Origin of the sequence: Nonomuraea sp. NPDC049504, assembly GCF_040676845.1 — a bacterium.
In the GTDB taxonomy this organism is placed as follows: domain Bacteria; phylum Actinomycetota; class Actinomycetes; order Streptosporangiales; family Streptosporangiaceae; genus Nonomuraea; species Nonomuraea salmonea.
This window is the reverse complement of record NZ_JBFAPT010000009.1, coordinates 16,125-39,305: the sequence shown is the minus strand read 5'-3', so window position 1 is coordinate 39,305 and position 23,181 is coordinate 16,125. Positions and strand designations below refer to the sequence as shown.

Genomic DNA, 23,181 nt, shown 5'->3' with positions numbered 1-23,181 from the left:
CGGGAGAAGATCCGCTATGGTCCCCCGTCATGGGATACGAGCTGCGAGTGGTGCGTGAGTCGCCACTCGCCTTCGCCGAGCTGGCGAAGGCCATCGCGCCGGCCGGTTTCGAGCTGCACGGGTCCGACGAGATCGTGGCAGGCCACGCGGGCGCCAAGCACACCGTGGCCCGCTGGCAGGGCGAGGTCGTCGGCGAGCCCGGCTCCGACTGGCAGGTGGCCCAGCTCCTGCGCCTGTCCACCGCGCTCGGCGCCCGGCTCGTGGGCGAGGACGGCGAGGTCTACGGGCTGCGCGACGGCGTGATCGAGGTCGCCACCGGCGGCAGCGCCGTCGAGATCGGCGCGTTCGAGGAGATCATCGACGCGGGCCCGGCGGCGTGGAGCCCGTGAACCCGTTCGCCGAGCGGGTGCTCGACCTCGTCGAGCGCATCCCGCCCGGCAAGGTCATGTCCTACGGCGACATCGCCGAATATCTCGGCGAAGGCGGTCCACGCCAGGTCGGCAAGGTCATGTCCACCTGGGGCGGTGGCGTCCCGTGGTGGCGCGTCGTCCACGCCGACGGCTCCGGCGCGGCCGCTGACCACGTGCAACGCTGCCTGGCCCACTGGCGCGACGAAGGCACCCCGCTGCGCGGCGAACGCGTGGACATGCGCCTGGCCCGCTGGGACGGGCGTTCAGCCGATTTTCAGTAACCCACCTGACCTGCACTTTCGCCGAACAGGCGATTTCGTGACATGTGACTCCCATTACCATGGGCTGAACAGTGATGGCGGCCCGAAAGGCGGTGCCTCCCCTATGGCCACCGGCGTCACAGCCCGAAGCCAGGGCGGCGATTCGCTCGCCGACCGCCTGAAGGCTGTCCAGGATCTCTGCGATCGTGGCGAGCCTCTCGAAGCGGTCATGCAAGCGGTCGGCCCAGGCGGTCGCGACGCGGCGTTCGACAACGAGGTGCTGAGCGGTCCCCTCGGGGGACGCATCGACCTCGCGGTCAAGCGCGGCGCGGCGCGGCGGCGCGAGATGCTCGACCTCGTACGCCCCTACCTCGCGGGCGTCGACGCGCAGGTCAAACGCGACCTGCCGGTGGCGCGCCGCGTCATCGTCCACCTCATCGAGACCCGCTCAGACGACGAGCTCGTCGAGGGCGAGACGCTGCTCAAGGTGGTCACCGCGGCGGCCGAGCCGTCCAAGCGCATCCGCAAGGGCCTGCGCTGGTACGCCGACCTGCCCTTCCGCGACGAGCTGCCCCCCGACCTCTACCGCCTGCGCCGCGCCGACCTGGCGCCGGTCACCCACATCGACGACATCGTCTGGGTCGACGGCAAGCTGCGGGTCAGCGGCTTCGCCTACCTGGCCGGCCTGTCGGTGCGCAGCCGCAGGTTCAACTGGGCGACCGTGGTGCTGCGCGGCCCGCGCTGGCTGCCGCCCATCCGCATGCGCACCCGCAGGGTCCTCGCCCCCGAGGCCACCCACGGCGCGCGCGAGCCGGGCTGCAACTACGACTGGTCCGGCTTCACCGCCGAGCTGAGCCCCTGGCCGCTGCGCTGGCGCGGAGCCGTGCGCGGCATGGTCCACGGGGTGCGGCGGCGCATGCGCCACCGTCCGGGCGTGCCCGACGCCACCACGTGGCGGGCCGAGATCGTGTTCTGGAGCCGTGGCGCGCGGGCCACCGGCCTGCTGCGCGGCTCCTCCATCGGACGGCCCGAGCGGCCCGCCGGGCTCAAGCTCAAGCCGGGCTGGTGGGTGCGTCCCGTCTGGACGTCCGACCGCGCGCTGCAGGTCGTGCTCCAGCCCAACAGGGCCGAGCTGACCGGCGTGCGGCTCGACGGCGATCGTCTCGAGCTGAAGATCTTCCTGCCCGGCCGCCAGGTCACCAAGGGCCACGCCAGGCTCGGCGGCCACCGCATCGCCGCCGACTTCACGCCGTCGGGCGACGGCACGCAGGTCGTGGTCGGGCTCGCGGTGCCCGCGCTGACGCAGGAGAAGGACGGCCGGCGCCTGTGGGTCGAGCCCAAGGGCGACCCCGCGGCACCCGTCATGCTGGCCGACGCGGCCGAGGTCCGCACGCCCGTGGGCGATCGCGAGATCACCGTGCTGGGCGACCGCCGCGACCGCGTCGTGGTCTCCGCCCACCGCATCCGCCCGGTCATCACCTCGGCGGTCTGGGACGGCCACGCGCTCGTCCTGCGCGGCCACTACCCCGACGCCGAGGGCCCGCGCACGCTGACCCTGCGCCACCGGTCGGGGCTGTCCTATCTGCTGCCGATGGAGCGCTCCGGCGCCGACTTCTCCGTACGCGTCGAGCCCAATGCGATGGACAGGTTCGGCGAGGCCGTGCCGCTCTCCTCCGGCACCTGGAACATGTCGCTGCGCCACCCGTCCGGCGAGATCGTCCCGCTGCGCATGGACCACGCCGCGCTGCCCGGCCTCGACGAGGAGCCGCGCACGCTCGGCGGCCACGTCTTCCGGATGATCTCCACCCGCTTCGACGTGCCGGTGATCACCGTCGAGGAGGACAGGCCGGCGGAGGAGCGCGGCGTCGCCGGCACCCATGTGCTGCGCCGCGTCTTCTACCCCGCCCAGCGCACCGAGCCACTGCGCGAGAGCACCGTCTACGTCGTCAACGACGGCCGCCTCTACGCCGACAGCGTGCGCGCCATCTACGAGGAGCGGCTGCGCAGGGGCGACGACCGCGAGCACCTCTGGATCGTCAAGGACGGCGCCTTCGTGCCGCCGGGCCCGGCCAAGGTCATCCGGGCCGGCAGCCGCGAGCACCACGAGGCGCTGGCGAGGTCGCGCCACATCATCACCAACGCGTTCCTGCCCGCCTGGTTCCGCGCCCGCGAGGACCAGGTCGTCGTCCAGACCTGGCACGGCACGCCCGCCAAGCTCATCGGCGGCGACCAGGCCCACATGAAGCGCGACCCGAGGCCGCCGATCTGGCACCGCCAGGCGGCCGAGGTGCGCGGCTGGGACCTGCTGCTGTCGCAGTCGCCCTGGGCCACCCAGGTGCTGCGCAAGGCGTTCGGCTACAAGGGCGAGGTACTCGAGAGCGGCCTGCCGCGCAACGACGTGCTCAACTCGCCCGACCGCGAGGAGCGCGCCGCGGCGGTGCGGGCGCGGCTGGGGCTGGCCGAGGGCAAGCGGGTGGTGCTGTACGCGCCGACCTACCGCGACTACGACCGCAAGAACGCGATGGTCAAGCTCGACCTCGCCAAGGCCCGCCAGGCGCTGGGCGCCGACCACGAGATCCTCGTACGCGCCCACCCGATGCAGGCCATGCCCGCCGTCCCCGACATCGCCCGCGACGTCACGACATATCCGGACATCGCGGATCTGCTGCTGGTTGCCGACGTGCTGGTGACCGACTACTCCTCGGTCATGTTCGACTTCGCCGCCACCGGCAAGCCGATCGTCCTGTACGCCTACGACCGGGCCAAGTACGGCAACAAGCGCGGCCTCTACATCGACCTGCCCGAGCAGGCGCCGGGGCCGGTGCTGTCGACGTCGGCCGACGTCGTGGAGGCCCTGCGGTCGATCGACGCGGTCGCCGCCGCCAACGCCGACCGCTACGACGCCTTCCGCGCCACGTTCGCCCCGCGCGACGACGGCAAGGCCACGGCCCGCGTGGTCGACCACCTCTTCTCGTGACGTGACCGCATCCGGCCCGGGGCCCAGGCCCCGGGCCGTCTTCGTGCGCGTGGCGTTGACGCCGACGGCGAACACGGCGTCCGGCGTGTCACGAGAAAAACCGGTATTTGCCTCGATACCGTAGGCGGATCGCTGAGGGAGACCGGGCAAGTCGGCACGATCTACCCCTGTGGTCTGGTGGAATCTAGTGCTGTGAGTGCTCAGACCTGGCGGTTGGTGCGGCGAGGCAGCGGGGGGCCCGATGTGCCTCCTGTGCTCGATGAGCACCAGCGTGCCGTGGTCGGCCACGAGGGCGGGCCGTTGCTCGTTCTCGCAGGTCCTGGCACCGGCAAGACCACCACCATCGTCGAGAGCGTGGTCGACCGCATCGAGCGGCGCGGCCTCGACCCCGAGCGGGTGCTCATCCTCACCTTCAGCCGCAAGGCCGCGGAGGAGCTGCGCAGGCGCGTCACCGGCCGGCTGCGCCGCACCACCCGCACCCCGCTCGCCCTGACCTTCCACTCCTACGCCTACGCGCTCCTGCGCCGCGAGTCGGTGCTGGCGGGCAAGGAGCCGCCGCGCCTGCTCACCGGCCCCGAGCAGCTGCTGGAGATCCGCCGGCTGCTCCACGGCGAGCTGGAGCAGGGCGCGCCGGGCTGGCCCGCCTCGCTGCGCGAGGCGCTCAAGACCCGGGGCTTCGCCGAGGAGCTGCGCGACTTCCTCTCCCGCGCCTACGAACGCGGCCTCGACCCCGAGCACCTCGTCGCGCTCGGCCGGCTGCACGGGCGCTCCGACTGGGTGGCGGCCGGCCGGTTCGCCGAGCGCTATCAGGACCGCTTCGACCTCGCCCCCGAGGAGACCTACGACTACGCCGAGCTCATCGGCGCCGCCTGCGCGCTGCTCGACCGGCCCGAGGTCCGCGAGCGCGAGCGGGCCGCCCACGACGCGGTCTTCGTGGACGAATACCAGGACACCGACCCGGCCCAGGAGCAGTTGCTCGCCCACCTGGCGGGCGACGGCCGCGACCTCGTGGTGGTCGGCGACCCCGACCAGTCGATCTACGGATTCAGGGGCGCCGACGTCCAGGGCATCATGAAGTTCCCCGAGCGCTTCAAGACGCTCGACGGCCGCGAGGCGCCGGTGGTGGCGCTGCGGGTGTGCCGCAGGAGCGGCGCCGAGTTGCTGGAGGCGTCCAGGCGGGTGGCGGCCAAGCTGCCGGTCGCGCCCGCGCCCGAGCACGACCAGCGCCACGGGCACCGCGACCTGGTGGCGCTGCCCGACGCCGATCCCGGCGACGTGCGCGTGCTGCTGGCCGACAGCACCAGCCAGGAGGCCGCGATCGTGGCCGACACGCTGCGCCGCGCCCACCTGATCGACGGCGTGCCGTGGCACCGCATGGCCGTGCTGGTCCGCTCGGCCCGGCGGCAGGTGCCGCTGCTGCGGCGGGCGCTGACCAACGCCGGCGTGCCGACCATGATCGCCGGCGACGAGGTGCCGATCGCGCAGGAGCCGGGCGTGCGGCCGCTGCTCACGATGCTGCGGGTGGCGCTCGATCCGTCCCAGCTCGACGAGGCGGTGGCGGAGGAGCTGCTGACGGGGCCGCTCGGCGGCACCGACATGATCGGCGTACGCCGCCTGCGCCGCGCACTCAAGATCGCCGAGAACGAGGCGGTGACCGCCCTCACGAGCGACCCGGTGGAGCCAGGAGAGGGGGAGGAACCGGCAGCGGAGACCGCTGTGGCAGAGCCCGCCGCCACGCAGGTCGTCCCGCCGGACGACGACCCCGACCCGCAGGGGCCGCTCAGGGCGCGGTCGTCCGGTGAGCTGCTGGTGGCCGCCGTCAAGGACGTGCGCGAGCTGACCCGCCTGGAGCCGCACGTCGCGCTGCCCGCAGAACGCGTCGCGAAGCTGCTGGCGGCGGCCCGCGAGGCGGCCGCGCAGGGCGGCACCGCCGAAGACCTGCTGTGGACGATCTGGCACGGCAGCGGCCTGGCCGAGCGCTGGAGCGAGCTGAGCCTGTCAGGCGGCCCGAGGGGGGCGCAGGCCGACCGTGACCTCGACGCGGCGGTGGCGCTGTTCGACCATGCGGCGAGGTTCGTCGACCGCATGCCGATGGCGGGCCCCGAGGTGTTCATCGACGACCTCGCGGCCCAGGAGATCCCGGGCGACACGCTGGCCGACCGGGCGCCCGACGGCGACGCCGTACGCGTGCTGACCGCCCACCGCTCCAAGGGCCTGGAGTGGGACGTCGTGGTGGTGGCGGGCGTCCAGGAGGGCGTCTGGCCCGACCTGCGGCTGCGCGGCTCCATGCTGGGCGTGGAGGACCTCGTGGAGGTGGTCGAGGGGGCCGAGCCCAACGCCGCCTCGCTGGCCTCGAAGCTGCTGGCGGAGGAGCGCAGGCTGTTCTACGTCGCCGTCACCAGGGCGAGGCGCAGGCTGGTGGTCACGGCGGTGGGCGGCGAGGACACCGACGAGCGGCCGTCCAGGTTCCTGACGGAGCTGATGCCGGGCGGGGTGGAGCCGGCCACGATGGACGACCGCGCACGCTGGCTCAACATGCAGGCCCTGGTGGCCGACCTGCGCAGCGCGGTCACCGACCCGACCAAGCCCCGCACGATGCGCCGCAAGGCCGCCCAGCAGCTCGCCAGGCTGGCCGCGGCGGGCGTGCAGGGCGCCCACCCCAACGACTGGTACGCGCTGACCCCCATCTCCGACGACCGCCCCCTGAGCTGGCCGGGCGACGTCGTCAGCATCTCGCCGTCTGCGGTCGAGAGCTTCACCAAGTGCGGCCTGCGCTGGCTGCTGGAGACCGCGGTGGGCGCGGCGGGCACCAGCACGGCCCAGGGCCTCGGCAACGTCATCCACGCTCTCGCGGTGCTCGCGGCGACCGACCTGCCGAGCGAGGACCTGCTGGGCGACCGGCTCGACCAGATCTGGAACGAGCTCGACTTCGGCGGCGTCTGGTACAACCGCAAGCAGCGCCAGGTCGCCGAGCAGATGATCGGCAAGTTCCTGCGCTGGCACAAGGAGAACCCGCGCGAGCTGGTGGCCCTGGAGGAGGCGTTCACGGCGATGGTGTCGGAGGGCGTGCAGATCAAGGGCAGGGTCGACCGCGTCGAGCGCGACTCCGGCAACCGCGCGGTGATCATCGACCTCAAGACCGGCGGCTCCAAGCCCAAGGCCGGCGACATCGACCGCCATCCCCAGCTCGGCGTCTACCAGCTCGCGGCGCTGCTCGGCGCGTTCGCCAGGCACGGCATGACCGAGCCGGGCGGCGCGGCGCTGGTGCAGCTCGGCAAGGCGGCGGGCAAGCACGACGCGGTCGAGCAGAAGCAGCAGCCGCTGTCCGACGACAAGGACCCCGGCTGGGCCAAAGACCTCGTCGACACGGTCGCGACCGGCATGTCGGGCCCGTTCTTCCAGGCGAAGGTCAACGACGGCTGCCGCACGTGCGCGGCCAGGGCGAGCTGCCCGGTCAACGACGGCGGGGGGCAGGTGTGCTGACCCCGGCCGAACTCGCCGGCAAGCTCGGCATCCTGCCGCCCACGCCCGAGCAGGCGGAGGTCATCGAGGCGCCCCTTGAGCCCATGGTGGTGATGGCGGGCGCGGGCTCGGGCAAGAGTGAGACCATGGCCGGCCGGGTGGTCTGGCTGGTCGCCAACGGCCTGGTCAAGCCCGAACACGTGCTGGGCCTGACGTTCACCCGCAAGGCGGCCGCCGAGCTGGCCACCCGCGTCAGAGAGCGGCTCAACGGCCTGGCCGAGGCGGGGCTGGTCGAGCCGGGCGCGCTCGACAACGAGCCGACCGTCTCCACCTACCACGCCTACGCCGCCCGCCTGGTCACCGACCACGCGCTGCGCGAAGGTCTTGAGCCGACGATGCGCCTGGTCACCCCGGCCGTGTCGTGGCAGCTCGCGTCGCGGGTGGTGGCGATGTACGACGGGCCGATGGACAAGATCGAGCTGGGCCCGCCCTCGGTCACCGCTGCCCTGCTCGAGCTGGCCGGCGAGCTGTCGGAGCATCTGCGCACGCCCGGCGACGTCCGCGAGATGGGGCAGTGGCTGGACGAGCGCCTGGCGGCGCTGCCCGGCCGTACGACGCTGGCGCAGCGCAGGCCGGTCGGCGTCCAGGCGGCGAGGGAGCAGCTGCTGCCGCTGGTGGAGGCGTACGAGCGGCTCAAACGCGCCCGCGAGGTGATCGACTACGGCGACCAGATGTCGCTGGCGGCCAGGATCGCCTCCCGGCACAAGGAGGTCGGCGAGATCGAGCGCTCCCGCTACGCGGTGGTGCTGCTCGACGAATACCAGGACACCAGCCACGCCCAGCTCGTGCTGCTGCGCTCGCTCTACGGCGGCGGCCATCCGGTGACGGCCGTGGGCGACCCGTGCCAGTCGATCTACGGCTGGCGCGGTGCGTCGTCGGGCAACCTGCGCCGCTTCCCCCGCGACTTCCGCACCGCGACGGGCGACCAGGCGCAGCTGCGCCGGCTCAGCGTGAGCTTCCGCAACGGCGACCGGGTGCTCGACGTCGCCGCCCGCGTGCAGCTGGCGCTGCGCATGGAGGCCCGCGAGGTGCCGGTGCTGGTGCCGGGGCCCAACCGGGTCGAGCGCGGGCGGGTCACGTGCGCCTTCCACGAGACGGCCGAGGACGAGGCGAAGTGGATCGCCGACGGCATCGCGAAGCTGCTCGGCCAGGAGGTGGCGCCCGACGGCCTGCCGTGGGGCGAGAAGGAGCGCAAGAAGACGCTGCAGATCCAGCCTCAGGACGTCGCGATCCTCGCGCGCAAGCGCTCGCAGTTCCCGGCGCTGCGCAGGGCGCTGGAGGAGCGTGACATCCCGGTCGAGGTGGTGGGTCTCGGCGGCCTGCTGACCGTGCCCGAGGTGAGCGACATCGTCGCCACCCTGCGCGTCCTGTACGACGCCACCGCCGGCGACGCGCTGGCCCGGCTGCTGGCCGGCCCCCGCTGGCGCATCGGCCCCGCCGACCTGCGGGTGCTCGGCGAGCACGCGCGCACGCTGGCCCGCGAGCTGAGCGAGAGCGGGCGTGCCGACGACCCGCTCGACCAGGTGGTGGCCGACCTCGCGGAAGAGCGGGGCAGCCTGGTCGACGCGCTCGACGAGCTGCCCGATCGCGAGGAGTGGCTTGAGCCGTTCTCCCCGCTGGCCCGCACCAGGCTGGTCGCGCTCGCGCAGGAGCTGCGCCAGCTGCGGGCGCACACCGCGCAGCCGCTGCCCGATCTGATCACGGAGGTCGAGCGCAGGCTGGGGCTCGACATCGAGGTGGCGGCGCGCAGCGGCACGGCCGGGGCGTTCGCGGCGCGGGCCGACCTCGACGCGTTCATCGACGCGGCCTCCAGGTTCGCGGGCGACGCGGAGGACCCGACGCTGGGGGCGTTCCTCGCCTATCTGCAGGCGGCGGAGAGCGAGGAGTTCGGGCTTGAGGCGGGCCGGGTCGGTGAGAGCAACAGCGTCAAGCTGATGACCGTCCACGCGTCCAAGGGGCTGGAGTGGCCGGTCGTGGTGGTGCCTGGCCTGTCGCAGCTGGTCAGCTCGAAGGGCACGATCGCGACCGGCAGCATCTTCCCGGCCACCCCGGTGATGAACAGCCGCTGGACGGAGAATCCGCGCAAGCTGCCCTACCCGCTGCGCGGCGACGCGGCCGACCTGCCCAGGCTGGGCGGGCTGAGCAAGGAGGAGCTGGCCGCGTTCGACGAGCACTGCCGCGAGCGCGACCTGATGGAGGAGCGCAGGCTCGCCTACGTCGCGGTGACCCGTGCCCACTACCACCTCATCGCCTCCGGCTACCGCTGGGGTACCGCCACCAAGCCGCTGGAGCCGTCCGACTTCCTGCTGGAGATCCGCGACACCGCCGACCGGGTCGCGGTCTGGGCCGACGCGCCGGCCGAGGGCGCGGGCAACCCTCTGCTCGCCGAGCCGGCCGAGGCCACTTGGCCGGTCACGCCCGAGGGGCTGCGCTACGAGTCGGTGCTCGACGGCGCCCACCTGGTCGAGGACGCCCTGGCGGGCACGCTCGCCGACGAGGAGGGCGAGGCGCTCAAGCCGTACGAGGAGGAGCGGCTGCGCGCCTGGGAACGCGACACCGACCTGCTGCTGCGCGAGCGCGAGCTGCACCGCCGCCGCCCGGCGACCACGGTCGAGCTGCCGGCGAAGCTGACCGTGTCGTCGCTGGTCACGCTGGCCGCCGACCCGCGCGAGCTGGCCCGCAGGATCCGCCGCCCCGTGCCGGTCAAGCCGGCGCCGCTGGCCAGGCGGGGCACCTCGTTCCACAAGTGGCTGGAGACCCGGTGGGACCAGCAGCGGCTGATCGACGACTTCGAGCTCTTCGACGAGGAGCCGGAGGAGGCCGACGTGCGCCTCGCGGAGCTGCAGGAGCGCTTCGAGGAGAGCGAGTGGGCCGACCGGCGGCCGATCGACCTGGAGATCCCGTTCGAGATGATGATCTCCGACCGGCTCGTGCGCGGGCGCATGGACGCCGTGTTCGAGCGGCCGGGCGGCGGCTACGAGGTCGTCGACTGGAAGACCGGCGCGCCGCCCCGGGGCAAGAAGGCGCAGCGGGCGGCGTCGGTGCAGCTCGCGGCGTACCGGCTGGCCTGGGCGCACCTCGCGCAGGTGCCGCTGGATGAGGTGGGCGCGGCCTTCCACTACGTCCGCGACAACCGCACCGTACGCCCGATCGACCTGCTCGACGCCGACGGCCTGGTCGCGCTCATCGAGAAGGTCAGGACGTCAGATGGTGGAAGGCGGGCTTCGGGTGCATGAGGAAGTCGTGGTGGGAGATGTTCCAGGCGTAGGCGCCCGCCATGGCGAAGACCACGGTGTCTCCCACCCGCACTGAAGTCCCGATATTTCGGGCGAAAACGTCTTTCGGGGTGCAGAGCTGGCCGACGACCGTCACCGGCTCGTCCGTCACCCCCGGCCCCGCGCCCGTCGGCAGCACCACGAACGGCTGGTCGTGTCCCTTCGTGACCGGCGTCCGCAGGTGGTGGGTGCCGCCCAGCACCACCGCGTACGCCTGCCCGTGCACCCGCTTCACGTCCACCACCCTGGTCACGTAAGAGCCGCAGTACGCGGTCAGCGCCCGCCCCGGCTCGACCCGCAGCAGCCGCCCCCGGCGCAGCGCGTCCAGCCCCGCCCCGTACGCCGCCCAGTCGAACCGCTCGCCGGGGGATGCGTACGACACCGCCATCCCGCCCCCGAGATTGACCTCCTCGTACGCCCCGTCGCCCAGCAGCGCCTCGGCCAGCCCGAGCAGCTGCGGCGCGGAGAGGCCGCTGGCCAGGTGGGCGTGCAGGCCGCGCAGCCGTACGCGGTCGGTGAACAGCGGCAGGCACTCGGCCACGCCCGCCGCGTCCATCCCGAACGGCCCGCCCATCGTCAGCGCCGCTCCCTCGACCGGCAGCCCGGGGTTGAGCCTGAGCAGCACGTCGGCCTCCAGCCCCGTGTCCAGCAGGCGGCGCAGCTCGTACGGCGACTCGACGTGCAGCCGGTGGTGCGGCAGCCGCAGCTCGGCGTCGGTCTTGCCGGGCCCGCCCAGCGCCACCGGCATGCCGGGGAACAGCCCGGTGACGTGCGCGTGCTCACCGGCCGACGACACCTCGAACCCGTCCACGTGGCCGGCCAGCACCCGCAGCAGCCCGGCGTCGGGGTTGGCCTTGACCGCGTAGTACAGCTCAGTGGCCCCCAGAGCCCGCCGTACGGCCGCGACGTGCGCGTCCAGGGCCGGCAGGTCATAGACGTAGGCGGGGAGCCGAGGGAGGCGTATGGCGGCCTCCTGGACGCGTGGGGCGATCATGCGAGCGGGTTCGCGATCGGCACGTACCCGGCCGTCCTGTCGGCGGCCCTGGCCCAGCGCACGCCCAGGTTCGCCTTGGCCGGCAGCGGCGCGCCCGCGAGCAGGTCCGACAGCCCGAGCGGCCGGCCCAGCGCGTCCGCCTGCCGGTCGAACAGGTCGCGGGCCTCCCGCCACAAGGCGCGCAGCAGGGCGTCGTCGGGCCCGGCGACCGTCGCGGCGATCTCGGTCAGGTGGTTGACGAGCAGGCAGTAGACCACGCGCGCCCAGCCGCGCTCGGCGTCGTAGGTGAGCGCGCGGGCCACCTCGGGGTGCGGCCCGGCCAGGTCGTGGCGGCCCTCGACGAGCTTGGCGCCCTCCAGGTCGCGGAAGACGGCCTCGACGGGCAGTCCGTCCGCGTCCAGGCCGACCAGCACGTTCTGCAGGTGGGGCTCCAGCACCACGCCGTGCGTGAAGTACAGGTCGAGTACGGGCGGCGCGACCACCCCCACGTACGCCCGCCACCAGCCCAGCGGATCGGGCGGCTGCGTGCCGAGGGCCAGGGCGGCGGCCGGTACCGGGGTCACGCCGGGGGAGCAGACCGCCCAGGGGCTGTGCCGCACGATCACGCCGAGACCTTCGCGCAGCCGGGTGCCGAGCGCGGCGGAACGGTAGCCGGGCTCGGGCAGCCAGCGGGTGCCCGGGTGCCGCACCGACACCGCGTCGAAGACCGGTGCGAGCCGCCTGGTCAGCTCGACCGCGCCGGCCAGCTCGTACCAGGCGTTCTTGCGCACGCAGTTGGTGATCCTGACATCCAGGGAGAACTTCAGGCAGACCTCGTGCGAAGGGGCGTACACGGTCCGCACCGACGACGTGGGCGCCACCACGGGACCGGGACCGAGGTCGATCAGCTCACCGCCGAGCGCGGGACGCAGCAATTCGAGCTGCCACGGATGCGCGGGCAGCACCCGGTGGCCGGGCGGCGCCTCGCCCAGCGCGTCCAGCATCGAGGGGTCGCCGCCCTCGTCCAGCACGTCGTCGCGCACCCCGAGGAGCCTGACGGGGAACTCGGCGTGCGCCTCGGGCGCGTAGCGCAGCCAGCCGTCGCCGCCGCGCGCCTTGGGGCTGGGGTGGAACGGGTGCCCGTACACCAGGTCCTGCTCCGAGGCCAGCCACGGGTCGGCCGGCGGCACCGCCTCGACCCTGGCCCGCAGGATCGCCTCCATCGCGGCCCTGCTGGCCGCCACCTGCCCCGCGAACTCGGCGTTTCCGCCCCCGAGCTCGGTCTCCACCAACGTCACCAGCTCGTCGCTCGACAGCGGCCGCCACGCGCCGGACTCCAGCCGCTCGGGCGGGCCGTCGAAGCGCAGCGCCGCGCCCCCGTGCGTACGGGCCCGCAGCAGCACCCCGGCCACCCGCAGCAGCACGTACGGCGGCGCCGGCCACACCAGCCCGCGCGGCCCGGCCACCTCCCGCACGCAGCAGCGCAGCAGGGCCGCCAGCGTCGCCTCCTCGGCCGGGCCGCAGGGCGCCTCGATGGCCGGTCCGTGCATTCAGGCTCTCCTCAGGTAGTTGGGCCCGCTGGTGCCGTAGAACTTGTTGATGTCGCGCGCGCCCGACCGCTCCTTGGCCACGAGCGTCCCCGCGGTGACCATGGACTTGCCGGTCAGCCTGGCCGCGTCGAGCGTCCGCGCGCGCAGCAGCCTGGCCATGGGGTCGTCGCCGTACTCGTCGAGCGCCTCGGCCAGCGTGTCGCGCAGCAGCGCCGCCGCCTGCGCGTGCGGCAGCGCGCCGAAGGCCACCGACGCGGCGGCCAGGTGCAGCGTGATCGTGACGAACACGTCGGCGAGCGCGTGGGGGTCGTCGTTCAGCAGGCGCTCGTCGGCGAAGTCCGGCACCTCGACGCCGCTCGCCCGCAGCCGGGACGGCGAGGCGAGCAGGCCGTCGTTGTCCTTGACCAGCAGCCGCATCCGGCCGTCGGGGGCGAAGAGCAGGGCGAGGTTCTGCTGGTGCGCCTCCAGGGCGACGCCGTGCCGTACGAACAGCCGTACGTTCCAGCGCAGCAGCAGCCGCAGGTAGGCGGGCAGCACGTCGCCCAGCTCGGCGAGCACTCCGGGCGCGTTGAGCGCCGCCACCGGGACGATCTTCCCCTCGGGCAGCCGCCTGACCATCCAGGCCAGGTGCTCGTCCCCGGTCTCGGCGTAGGTCTGCTCGTCGGCCGGCACGACGTCCGGCCCGGCCAGCTCGCGCAGCAGCAGCTCCGCCCTGGCGCCGTCGGCGAGCGTGCCTGGCTTGAGCGAGCGGCGGTTCCTGACGCCGAGGGTGCTGACGGGGATGGGCAGCTTGAGGTGCAGGCGAGGGGAGACCTCGACCGTCCGCATGGACAAGGTGGGACGTACGGTGACGGCCGCCGCGTCCAGCACCCGTACCCCGTCGATCCGCCGCACCTTGGGCACCGCCAGCGGATGCACGGGAAACAGCACCTCGCCCGCGAAAGGCGCCACCTCAGCGGGCAGCCCGGCGGGCAACTCGGCCGAGCCGGGCGCGAGCAGCTCACGCGGCACCACCGCCCACCGCAGCTCGAACGAGGGCCCGAACTCCGGCGCGTACGCCCGCAGCTCCGCCTCCGACAGCCCCACCCGCGCCCGCGACGTCGGATAGACCGGATGGTCGAGGAACGCGGCCAGCGTCTCGTAGGACGGCCCCGACCGCAGCACCTCATGGGCGACCTCGTCGTGCAGCTCCAGCGCGCCCAGCGCCGCCAGGCACTCCTCGAAGAACGCCGCCACCCCACCCGCGTCGGCCGGGTCGGCGACCTCCGCCAGCGTCTCCAGCACCTGCTCAAGGCCCAGCGACTCGTCCCGCGCCACCTCGAAGTCCTGGAACAGCAGCCCGGGCCGCAGCCGCACCCACCGCCCGTCGGCCAGCGTCAGCCCGACGCCGTCCCTGGTCCTGGTGACGCGGGCGGCGAGCCCGCCGTAGTCCTCGCGCAGCAGGGCGTTGAGCACCCGGGCGGCCAGGTACGCCTCCCTGGAGCTCATTCCACCACCCACGGCCGGGCCGAGCGGAACCCGGCGACGGCCGCGTCCACCGCCTGCCTGGAGGGCCCGACGGCCCGTACGACGCCCAGGTAGTCGCGGTTGGTGCGGGTGAGGGTGACGACGTCGCCGACCGAGCGCAGCGGCCGGTGCCAGAGGCGTACGCCGCCGTCGGTCACGGACTCGTGGCCGGGAGCCTGCTTGATCACGCCAGGCCGGTCGGCGACGACGCTGACCGCGCTCGCGTGCGCCGAGGTGGCCGGGACACCGGGCACGCGCTCGCCGAGGTGCACCCGCAGGATCCACTCGAACAGCGGCACCCCGAGCACGTCGGCGAGCAGGAAGTCGCAGTGGTCGCCGATCACCCGGTAGTTCACCTCGATGATCCGCGGTCCCGAGGAGGTGAGCACGTACTCGGTGTGGCACGCCCCGAACCCCACGCCCAGCGCCCGCAGCGCGGCCAGCACGTGCGCGTGGGACGCGTCCGGCGCCGCCCAGTCGAGCCGCTCTTCCACGAAGTACGGCAGCGCCCCCAGCGTCGTCTCGAACCCGCCGAGCACCCGCGGCCCGCCCTCGTCGCCGAGCGTCTCCAGCGTGCGCACGGGCCCTTCGAGGTACTCCTCCACCACCAGCGCCTCGCCCGGCCGCCGTCTCCTGACGCCGGCCACGACGGCGGCGAGATCGTCCGTCACGAGGATGACGTCCTCGCTGGCCACCCCCTCGCGCGGCTTCACCACCACCGGGTACGGCACCCGCTCGGGCACCGGGTCACCGGGCCCCAGCCGCAGCGAGAAGACCTCCTCGACCCCGGCCGCCGCGAGCGCCCGCCGCATCAGGAACTTGTTCTTGGCCGCCGCGCAGGCCCGCCAGTCCTTGCCGGGCAGCCCGAAGTAGGCGGCGGCGAGCGCGGTCTCGGTCTGCAGGTGGTCGGAGTTGGAGAAGACGGCGTCGGGCCTGCCGAGGTGCTCGATCGCGTCGATGAGGGCCCGGGGGTCGCGTACGTCGCAGCGCACCGCGTCCGGATGCTGCTCGGGGCGGTCGGTGAGGATCGTCACCGAGCAGCCGAGCGCCCGCGCCGCGGGCAGGAAGCCGTCCGTCACGGAGTCGGTCGGTTTGAGCGCGGTCAGGTAGAGCCGCAACGCGAAGGCACCCCCGAAGAATCAGGTAAGGCTAACCTAACTCGTCGATCTTAGCCCGGGAGAGATCACCGCGGGGTGCTGATTCCGTAATCGCCGGCTAACTGCGAGGTCATAGGATGACAGGGGAAATCGGGAGGGGGCGGCCAGTGCAGACCGCGGAAGACAAGCTCATCGGACCACTGCTCCTCGCACGGGGGACCACCGACAGATCATCGGTGCTGCGCGCCGACGACGGGTGGCTGGAGCAGGCGTGGTCCGACCCTGCGACGAGGGTGCTGGTCATCGACAACGGCCACACGCTGGTGCGGCGCACGGATGACGAGGTGCACGCGGTGCTGCTCACGCCGGCCGAGGCGCCGCCTGGGCCGCGCTACCTCCTGGGCGTCGACGACGGCGCCGCCTACTTCGCGGTGGCCGCGCCCCTGCCGGGGCTGCCCGCCGGCGACGTCAACGGCCGGCTCACCACCCCGATGGGGCTGCGCGACACGCCGGAGGGCCGTCCTGTCGCGGCCGGGCTGCGCCAGGTCGGCGGGCTGCTCGGCGACCGCGACGCGGGCCTGCTCGTGCACGCCGTGGCGCTGGAGGCCTGGCACTCCACCCACGAGTTCTGCCCGCGCTGCGGCACCCGCACGACCATGCAGGCGGGCGGCCACGTCAGGGTCTGCCCGAGCGACGGCAGCCAGCACTTCCCGCGCGTCGATCCCGCCGTCATCATGCTGATCCGCGACCCCGACGACCGCTGCCTGCTGGCCCGCGGCCCGCAATGGCCCGAGGGGCGGCTGTCGATCCTCGCCGGGTTCGTCGAGCCGGGGGAGTCGCTGGAGGCGGCGGTCATCCGCGAAGTGGCGGAAGAGGTCGGCATCACCGTCGCCAACCCGCGCTATCTCGGCAGCCAGCCCTGGCCGTTCCCGCGCAGCCTCATGCTCGGCTTCTTCGCCGAGGCCACCACGACCACGCTCACCCCCGACGCCGACGAGATCGCCGAGGCGCACTGGTATTCGAGGACAGAGCTGCTCCGCGCCCTCGACTCCGGCGAGCTGCGCCTGCCGCCGCCCGTGTCGATCGCCCGCCGCCTGATCGAGACCTGGTACGGCGGCGAGCTGATCGGCGACTGGTGACCGTCAGGCCGCTCCGAGCAGGGCCTTGACCTCCATGGCCGAGGGGTTCGTCCGCACGACGCGCCCCTTGGGGGTCTCGATGACCACGGTCGGCACCACCTGGTTGCCGTTGTTGACGCTCTCCACGAACTCGGCGGCCGCCTGGTCGCGTTCGATGTCGACGTCCTTGAAAGCGATGCCCTCGCGGGTGAGCTGGGCCTTCAGCCGCTTGCAGGGGCCGCACCACGTAGTGCTGTAGACCGTGAGCGCCATCTGAGGAATCCCTCCAAGGTCAGGAAATCAAGCGATCCGTGCAACAACCTGCGACGTCCGCTTAATCCCAGATTCTTACCCGATGCGCTCCGCGATCCATGCCTGCACCCGCTCCGCCACGCCCGGCTCCCGATAGAGCGGCGAGCTGTGGTTGGTGCCCGGCGCCGTCAGCACCGTCACCGGCACGCCCACCTGGCCGAGCATCTGCTTGAGCAACTGACTCTGCACCGGCGGCACGAACTCGTCCTTCGAGTGCACGGTCAGCATCGGCGCGTCCTTGCGGCTGGCGTGCCAGGCCACCTCCATGCTGGCCCAGACCCGCGAGCACTTGCCCTTGGGCGCGCAGCCGCCGGCCAGCTTGATCGCCGCCGTACGCAGCCTGCGCTTGTTCGGGTCGGGCGACTTGGCCCCGTCGGAGTACGCGCGCAGCGGCGAGATGATCGGCGACAGCCCGACCACGCCCTTGAGCCCGTTGATGCCGTCACCGTACGTGCCGACCGCCGCCGCGATGTGCCCGCCCGCGGAGAACCCGACCAGCACGTAGTTCTTCGGGTCAAACGCCCACTTGTCGGCGTGCTTGCGCGCCAGCGCGATGGCCGCCAGCGCGTCACTGCGCTGCGCCGGCCACGCCGCGTCACTGGACAGCCGGTAGTTGAGGTTGAAGACCGTGTAGCCCAGCTCGGCGTAGCCCCGGACGATCTCCTTCATGTACTTCTTGTCGCCGCTGGACCACCAGCCGCCATGGATGAGGAAGACGCCGGGCCGCTGCTGGCCGTCGGGCGTCCACCACACGTCCATGCTCTGGCGCTGGTGCGAGCCGTAGCGGACGGTCTCGACCGATAACCCGCCAAGGCCCTGTGCGTCGATGGGGTTGTGCACCGTCGGCAGCGGGGTGGGATCGCCAGAGGCGCTCGCGGCGACAGGTGTGAGCACAACGGCAGCGAGCGCGAGGGCGCTCACGCAAACCGCAGTTCGCACGGCCTTCCTTTCCCCCATGCACATGGTCGGGCCCCATTGTGGGGGAAGAGACCATCCTTTTGCATCTCGGTGACGATGAACATACGCCGGGGCGCATGTTGCCAGAATAAAGTCTGGCACCGCCAGCGGCTGGGAGGATTCAGGGGTGAACAACGCGGATGACGTACTGATCGGGCTCGACCCCGAGCAGCGTGCCGTCGCCGAGGCGGTGCGCGGCCCGGTGTGCGTGCTCGCAGGTGCGGGGACGGGTAAGACCAGGGCGATCACCCACCGCATCGCGTACGCGGTCCGCAGCGGCGTCATCGACGCGCAGAGCGTACTGGCTGTGACATTCACCACTCGGGCGGCCGGCGAGCTGCGCCAGCGGCTGCGCGCGCTCGGCGCGCCCGGCGTGCAGGCCCGCACGTTCCACGCCGCGGCGCTGCGCCAGCTCACCTACTTCTGGCCGCGCGTCATCGGCGGCGCGGCGCCGTCGGTCATCGAGTCGAAGCTGCCGGTGCTCGGCGAGGCGTGCCGCCGGCTGCGCAGGAACGTCGAGCGCGCCGAGCTGCGCGACATCGCCTCCGAGGTCGAGTGGGCCAAGGTCACCCAGATCGGTCCCGAGGACTACGTGGCGGCCGCCGCGAAATACCACCGCACCCCGCCGATCACGCCGGCCGAGCTGGCCGACGTCTACGACGCGTACGAGCAGATCAGGCGCGAGCGCCACCTGGTCGACTTCGAGACGATCCTCGAGCTCACCGCCGCCGTGATGACCGAGCACCAGGAGGTCGCGGCGCAGATCCGCCAGCAATACCGCTACTTCGTGGTCGACGAGTACCAAGACGTCAACCCGCTGCAGAAGCTGCTGCTCGACACCTGGCTCGGCGGGCGCGACGACCTGTGCGTGGTCGGCGACCCCAACCAGACCATCTACTCCTTCACCGGCGCCAGCCCCCGCTACCTCACGAACTTCTCCGTCGACCACCCCGGCGCGGCCGTCATCAAGCTCGTCCGCGACTACCGCTCCACCCCGCAGGTCGTCGACCTCGCCAACCTCGTCATCGCCAAGGGCAAGTCGCCCCACCGCCTCGAGCTGGTCGCGCAGCGCCCCGACGGCCCCAAGCCGGCCTTCAAGGAATACGACGACGAGCCGGCCGAGGCCGCCGACGTCGCCAGGTCGATCAGGAAGCTCATCGACAAGGGCGTGCCGTCGCGCGAGATCGCCGTGCTGTTCCGGGTCAACTCGCAGTCGGAGGCGTACGAGGAGGCGCTGGCCAAGGCCGAGATCCCCTACGTGCTGCGCGGCGCCGAGCGCTTCTTCGAGCGCCCCGAGGTCCGCCAGGCCGTCGTGCTGCTGCGCGGCGCGGCCCGCTCCGCCGCGGGCGAGCCGCTGGCCTCCGAGGTCCACCACATCCTGGGCGGCGTCGGCCTGACCCCCTCGCCGCCCGGCGGCGGCAAGGCCAGGGAGAAGTGGGAGTCGCTCAAGGCGCTGGCCGACCTCGCCGAGGACATGGCGGCCGAGGGCGCCGACCTGCCGGCGTTCGTCACCGAGCTCGAACGCCGCGCCTCCGAGCAGCACGCGCCGCCCGTCGAGGGCGTCACCCTCGCCTCACTCCACGCCGCCAAGGGCCTGGAGTGGGACGCCGTCTTCCTCGTCGGCGTCACCGACGGCATGCTGCCGATCATCTACGCCGAGAGTCCCGAGCAGATCGAGGAAGAACGCCGTCTCCTCTACGTCGGCATCACCCGCGCGAGGGAGCACCTGTCGATCTCGTGGGCGGCGGCCAGGGCACCAGGAGGCCGGAAGGGCCGCCGGCCGTCCCGCTTCCTCGACGGCCTCACCGGCCGCGCCCCCGCCGCGCCGCGGGTGGCGCAGTCCGCCCGCGCCGAGCGCCGTCAGGTGGCCGCGCCGGTCAACTGCCGGGTGTGCGCCAAGACGCTGACCGCCGCGACCGAGCAGAAGCTCGGCCGCTGCGCCACCTGCCCCGCCGACTACGACGAGGCGCTGCTCGAGCGCCTCAAGGCGTGGCGCACGGCCACCGCCAAGGAGACCAAGGTCCCGCCGTACGTCATCTTCACCGACGTCACGCTGCAGGCCATCGCGGAGCGGGCGCCGGCGACCGAGCAGGAGCTGCTGTCGATCGCGGGCGTCGGCAAGGTCAAGATCGACCGGTACGGCGAGGCCGTCCTCGCTCTCTGCCGCGCCTCCTGACACCGCCGTAACGGGGACGCAACGGAAAGACGACATCATTCCGGCTGAACTGGGCCCGGCTTTCACCCCGGTACGGGCGGCACGTCACACTTGTCGCAGGACCGGAACATCCAAGGGGGACGACACGTGAACGAGGCGCTGAAAGAGCTGCTGGACCTGCTCGACCTTGAGCAGATCGAGCTCGACATCTTCCGCGGCAGGAGCCCGGAGGAGCGCATCCAGCGGGTCTTCGGCGGTCAGGTGGCGGCCCAGGCACTGGTGGCGGCCGGACGTACCGTGCCCAAGGACCGCAACGTGCACTCCCTGCACGCCTACTTCATCCGTCCTGGCGACCCCTCGATCCCGATCGTCTACAACGTCGAGCGGCTGCGCGACGGGCGCTCGTTCACCACCCGCCGCATCGTCGCCGTCCAGCACGGCAAGGCGATCTTCACGATGTCGGCGTCGTTCCACGTCGCCGAGGAGGGCGTCGCGCACCAGGCGTCGGTGCTGCCCCAGGTGCCCGACCCCGAGACGCTGCCGACGTTCCAGGACCGCATGTTCGAGCTCGTCGGCGACCACCCCGAGCTGCGCGACTGGGCAGCCCGGCCGCGCCCCGTCGACGCCCGCTACGCCTCGCCGCTCACCTGGGAGGCGCACCTCGACCCGGCGCTGCGCAGCGCGCAGACGAACGTGTGGTTCCGCTACGACGCCGAGCTGCCCGACGACCCGCTGCTGCACGTCGTGCTGGCGGCGTACGCCTCCGACTACACGCTCGTCGACACCATCCTGCTCGCGCACGGCATGGCGTGGGGCGCCTCCGACATCATGGGCGCCTCGCTCGACCACGCCATGTGGTTCCACGCCCCGTTCAGGGCCGACGACTGGCTGCTCTATGCTCAGGAATCTCCCTGGTCCGCCGGGGCCAGGGGACTGGCCCGGGGCGAGATGTTCACCGCGTCTGGAGAGCTCGTGGTCTCGGTCGTACAAGAGGCCATGATCCGCCGGACGAAGTGACGAAATCGCAGGTAGAAAATATGTTGCCCCTTCCCGGCAATCCGGTTTAGGGTCTTGGTCAAGCGAGTCGGACGGTCTAGTTCCGACGATCCCGAGAGTGGAGGTGAATCCCAGTGATCAGCATCGAGATGTCTGCCACGCCGTGGTTCGCCTCCGCGTGCCGTGACTCGGTGGTGCTGCTTGCCGGTGCCGCCAAGCTCCGGCAGGAGAAGTCTGCCCGTCGTCAGGCCGCCGCCTTCATCGCGCGAGCTCACTCCGGTGTGGCCGCGGAAGGTGCCCCTGTCTATGCGGGACGTATCGAACTGCCGGCCAACCAGCTCACCAAGGGTGGACTGTGCGGTCCGCAACCCTGGCGGGATGCTCCGGTCATAACCTGACCGGCTTACAGCAGCCCCCAGGCCGCGGATCCACAGACAGGATCCGCGGCCTTCTTGTTTGTCCGTGATCTCCGACCACCTACGAGGTGCCCGACCAAGATCAAAAAGATCGATCAAAAGGAGAAGCAGATGGGGGCGAAGACGATCATGGACCTGATCGACGAAGCCAAGATCCCCTGTCGTACCGACCCTGACCTGTGGTTCGCCGAGTCGCCGGAGGACGTCGAGTTCGCCAAGGCACTCTGCGGCGGCTGCCCGATCCAGAAGGCCTGCCTGGAGCGCGCGCTCGAGCGCGAAGAGCCCTGGGGCGTCTGGGGCGGGGAGCTCATCCTCAGGGGAACGATCGTTCCCCGCAAGCGTCCGCGTGGGCGTCCCCGCAAGCACCCGGTCGCTGCCTGAAACACCGCACCAACCGAAAGAGAGAAGAAACGATCATGAGGACCCAGCCGACGAGGAGTCTGCTAGTGCCGGATCTCATCCATGACCTGGTGAATGACCGAATACAAACCCTCCACCGTGAGGCCGCTGAGCAGCGCGTCATCCTGCGCGCCCAGCGCGTGCAGCGCGCGCGACGCGGCGTCACGCGCGCGAACGAGCGCCTCCGCAGGGTGTTGAGCCGCGAGTTCTGACCGGCAGGTCCTGCCGCCGGCGCAGGATCTCCCACCGGAACTTGTGAATAAAGAGAGCCGGGCGCACAGCCAAGCGCCCGGCTCTCCCCTTTTCACCCACACCCCCACCCACCCGACCCCCTCACCCCACCACCCGACCCCCTCACCCCACCGCCCGACCCCTCACCTCACCGAGCCCGGGCCCCTCACCCCACCTAGCCCGGGCCCCTCAACGCACCGAGCCCGGGCTCCTCAACTCTCACAGCACCACCATCACCGGTCACGCCTCCACACCGGTCACAGAACTCCTTGCCACAGCCACCGAAACCCCAGGGCCACCGCTGAGGGCGGACTGATCCCTGCGCACTACCCGTCTGTTCATGTGCGCATCTCCGATAGCAGGCACGACACCCGTGCACCAGAACCACAAGCCCGAGATCCATGGCCAGGAGCGATCGCGGCCGATCACAGTCCTCGTCGCGCACCGCAACCACTCACGACGACGGACCATCCACAACCGCGAATCGCTCACTGCCATGCCCGCTCACCGAGCTCCCGGCCCGGCCACCTGAGCTCAAGGAGCAGTGCAACCCACCAGGGGAAGCTCAGCGGGAAGCCCCGGAGCCGCCGGATCCACGAGGGTGGTGACCTCGCCGACCCCGGCCGTCACGCATTCGAGCAGAGCGACAGGATCGACGACGGCGTTCGCAGCAGGAGCGCCCGCGAGCAACCCCATGCCGGCGAGGACAGCGGCGCCGAACAGGCGCACGGAACGGTGCATAGATGCCTCCCAACGGAGAGTAACTTTTAGCCCTCGTATGATTGCACAGAGTAATGGTTCCTCAAGCCACCCCACCTCACCCCGCGCGCGCACGGCACCAACCCCGGCCTCACATGACGGGATGTGTCCCCGCAATCAACCCCTCCGGACTCCGCCCCGAGCCCAGAGTCTTTGCCAACAGACCTCGGAGCACCCCACCAAGAGGGCGCTGGCCGGGCAGGCGTCACCGGCATATGGGGCGCTGGCCGGGCAGGCGTCACCGGCGTAAGGGCTGCCCGAGTGCCCG

18 protein-coding genes are annotated in these 23,181 nt (G+C 72.3%); 11 read left to right on the top strand and 7 right to left on the bottom strand.

The features are described from left to right. The first annotated feature begins 29 nt into the window (after window positions 1-29). The 5 genes from AB0K28_RS18590 (at window position 30) to AB0K28_RS18570 (ending at window position 10,405) form a co-directional block, all read left to right on the top strand. Window positions 30-389 (top strand): hypothetical protein, encoded by a 360-nt coding sequence (locus AB0K28_RS18590; RefSeq protein WP_345389752.1) that lies wholly within the window; start codon window positions 30-32, stop codon window positions 387-389. Further along, window positions 377-691 (top strand): MGMT family protein, encoded by a 315-nt coding sequence (locus tag AB0K28_RS18585; RefSeq protein WP_345389749.1) that lies wholly within the window; start codon window positions 377-379, stop codon window positions 689-691. Before AB0K28_RS18590 ends, AB0K28_RS18585 begins: the two co-directional genes overlap by 13 nt. 208 nt (window positions 692-899) lie before the next feature. Beyond that, window positions 900-3,647 carry a CDP-glycerol glycerophosphotransferase family protein gene (locus AB0K28_RS18580; RefSeq protein ID WP_364371277.1) on the top strand — a complete coding sequence of 916 codons (2,748 nt, stop codon included), beginning with the start codon at window positions 900-902 and terminating at the stop codon, window positions 3,645-3,647. Between the two features lie 252 nt (window positions 3,648-3,899). After that, complete coding sequence (locus AB0K28_RS18575) at window positions 3,900-7,130, top strand: ATP-dependent DNA helicase (RefSeq protein ID WP_364371274.1); 3,231 nt, start codon at window positions 3,900-3,902, stop codon at window positions 7,128-7,130. Next, window positions 7,124-10,405, top strand: a complete 3,282-nt coding sequence (locus AB0K28_RS18570; protein ID WP_364371272.1) for an ATP-dependent DNA helicase — start codon at window positions 7,124-7,126, stop codon at window positions 10,403-10,405. The genes AB0K28_RS18575 and AB0K28_RS18570 overlap by 7 nt, the downstream gene beginning before the upstream one ends. Here the strand turns inward: AB0K28_RS18570 and AB0K28_RS18565 are convergent. The 4 genes from AB0K28_RS18565 to AB0K28_RS18550 are packed head-to-tail and all read right to left on the bottom strand — an operon-like array spanning window position 10,365 to window position 15,591. Then, on the bottom strand, window positions 10,365-11,438 hold the full coding sequence (locus AB0K28_RS18565) for a type III PLP-dependent enzyme (protein ID WP_364371269.1): 1,074 nt from the start codon (window positions 11,436-11,438) through the stop codon (window positions 10,365-10,367). The two genes, AB0K28_RS18570 and AB0K28_RS18565, sit on opposite strands and share 41 nt — an antisense overlap. Then, the gene (locus AB0K28_RS18560) at window positions 11,435-12,967 is read right to left on the bottom strand and encodes an IucA/IucC family protein (RefSeq protein WP_364371266.1); all 1,533 of its coding nucleotides are present in this window, start codon (window positions 12,965-12,967) and stop codon (window positions 11,435-11,437) included. The genes AB0K28_RS18565 and AB0K28_RS18560 overlap by 4 nt, the downstream gene beginning before the upstream one ends. Further along, window positions 12,968-14,455: an IucA/IucC family protein gene (locus tag AB0K28_RS18555; RefSeq protein WP_364371263.1), complete on the bottom strand. Its 1,488-nt coding sequence runs from the start codon at window positions 14,453-14,455 to the stop codon at window positions 12,968-12,970. Continuing rightward, window positions 14,452-15,591 carry a siderophore biosynthesis protein gene (locus tag AB0K28_RS18550; protein WP_364371261.1) on the bottom strand — a complete coding sequence of 380 codons (1,140 nt, stop codon included), beginning with the start codon at window positions 15,589-15,591 and terminating at the stop codon, window positions 14,452-14,454. The genes AB0K28_RS18555 and AB0K28_RS18550 overlap by 4 nt, the downstream gene beginning before the upstream one ends. A gap of 146 nt (window positions 15,592-15,737) precedes the next feature. On the opposite strand from AB0K28_RS18550, the gene nudC reads away from it, so the two are divergent. Further along, complete coding sequence (gene nudC / locus AB0K28_RS18545; protein ID WP_364371258.1) at window positions 15,738-16,709, top strand: NAD(+) diphosphatase; 972 nt, start codon at window positions 15,738-15,740, stop codon at window positions 16,707-16,709. A 3-nt stretch (window positions 16,710-16,712) separates the two neighbouring features. Here nudC and AB0K28_RS18540 read toward each other — a convergent pair whose 3' ends face one another. Together AB0K28_RS18540 and AB0K28_RS18535 are read right to left on the bottom strand one after the other, a co-directional pair. After that, a complete protein-coding gene (locus AB0K28_RS18540) occupies window positions 16,713-16,961 on the bottom strand; it encodes a mycoredoxin (protein ID WP_355426373.1) in 249 nt (82 codons plus the stop codon). Between the two features lie 75 nt (window positions 16,962-17,036). Continuing rightward, a complete protein-coding gene (locus AB0K28_RS18535; RefSeq protein ID WP_364371255.1) occupies window positions 17,037-17,894 on the bottom strand; it encodes an alpha/beta hydrolase in 858 nt (285 codons plus the stop codon). Window positions 17,895-18,084: 190 nt separating this feature from the next. Here AB0K28_RS18535 and AB0K28_RS18530 point away from each other — a divergent pair, with 190 nt between their 5' ends. From AB0K28_RS18530 to AB0K28_RS18510, 5 genes are all read left to right on the top strand, one after another. Then, window positions 18,085-20,133 carry an ATP-dependent DNA helicase UvrD2 gene (locus tag AB0K28_RS18530; protein WP_364371252.1) on the top strand — a complete coding sequence of 683 codons (2,049 nt, stop codon included), beginning with the start codon at window positions 18,085-18,087 and terminating at the stop codon, window positions 20,131-20,133. 126 nt (window positions 20,134-20,259) lie between these two features. Beyond that, window positions 20,260-21,129 carry an acyl-CoA thioesterase II gene (locus AB0K28_RS18525; protein ID WP_345389719.1) on the top strand — a complete coding sequence of 290 codons (870 nt, stop codon included), beginning with the start codon at window positions 20,260-20,262 and terminating at the stop codon, window positions 21,127-21,129. A 113-nt stretch (window positions 21,130-21,242) separates the two neighbouring features. Then, window positions 21,243-21,506, top strand: a complete 264-nt coding sequence (locus AB0K28_RS18520; RefSeq protein WP_345389716.1) for a hypothetical protein — start codon at window positions 21,243-21,245, stop codon at window positions 21,504-21,506. A gap of 129 nt (window positions 21,507-21,635) precedes the next feature. After that, the gene (locus AB0K28_RS18515) at window positions 21,636-21,905 is read left to right on the top strand and encodes a WhiB family transcriptional regulator (RefSeq protein ID WP_355426360.1); all 270 of its coding nucleotides are present in this window, start codon (window positions 21,636-21,638) and stop codon (window positions 21,903-21,905) included. 65 nt (window positions 21,906-21,970) lie between these two features. Further along, on the top strand, window positions 21,971-22,135 hold the full coding sequence (locus tag AB0K28_RS18510) for a hypothetical protein (protein WP_345389710.1): 165 nt from the start codon (window positions 21,971-21,973) through the stop codon (window positions 22,133-22,135). A gap of 553 nt (window positions 22,136-22,688) precedes the next feature. Here the strand turns inward: AB0K28_RS18510 and AB0K28_RS18505 are convergent. After that, the gene (locus tag AB0K28_RS18505; RefSeq protein ID WP_364371247.1) at window positions 22,689-22,895 is read right to left on the bottom strand and encodes a hypothetical protein; all 207 of its coding nucleotides are present in this window, start codon (window positions 22,893-22,895) and stop codon (window positions 22,689-22,691) included. Window positions 22,896-23,181: the final 286 nt, after the last annotated feature.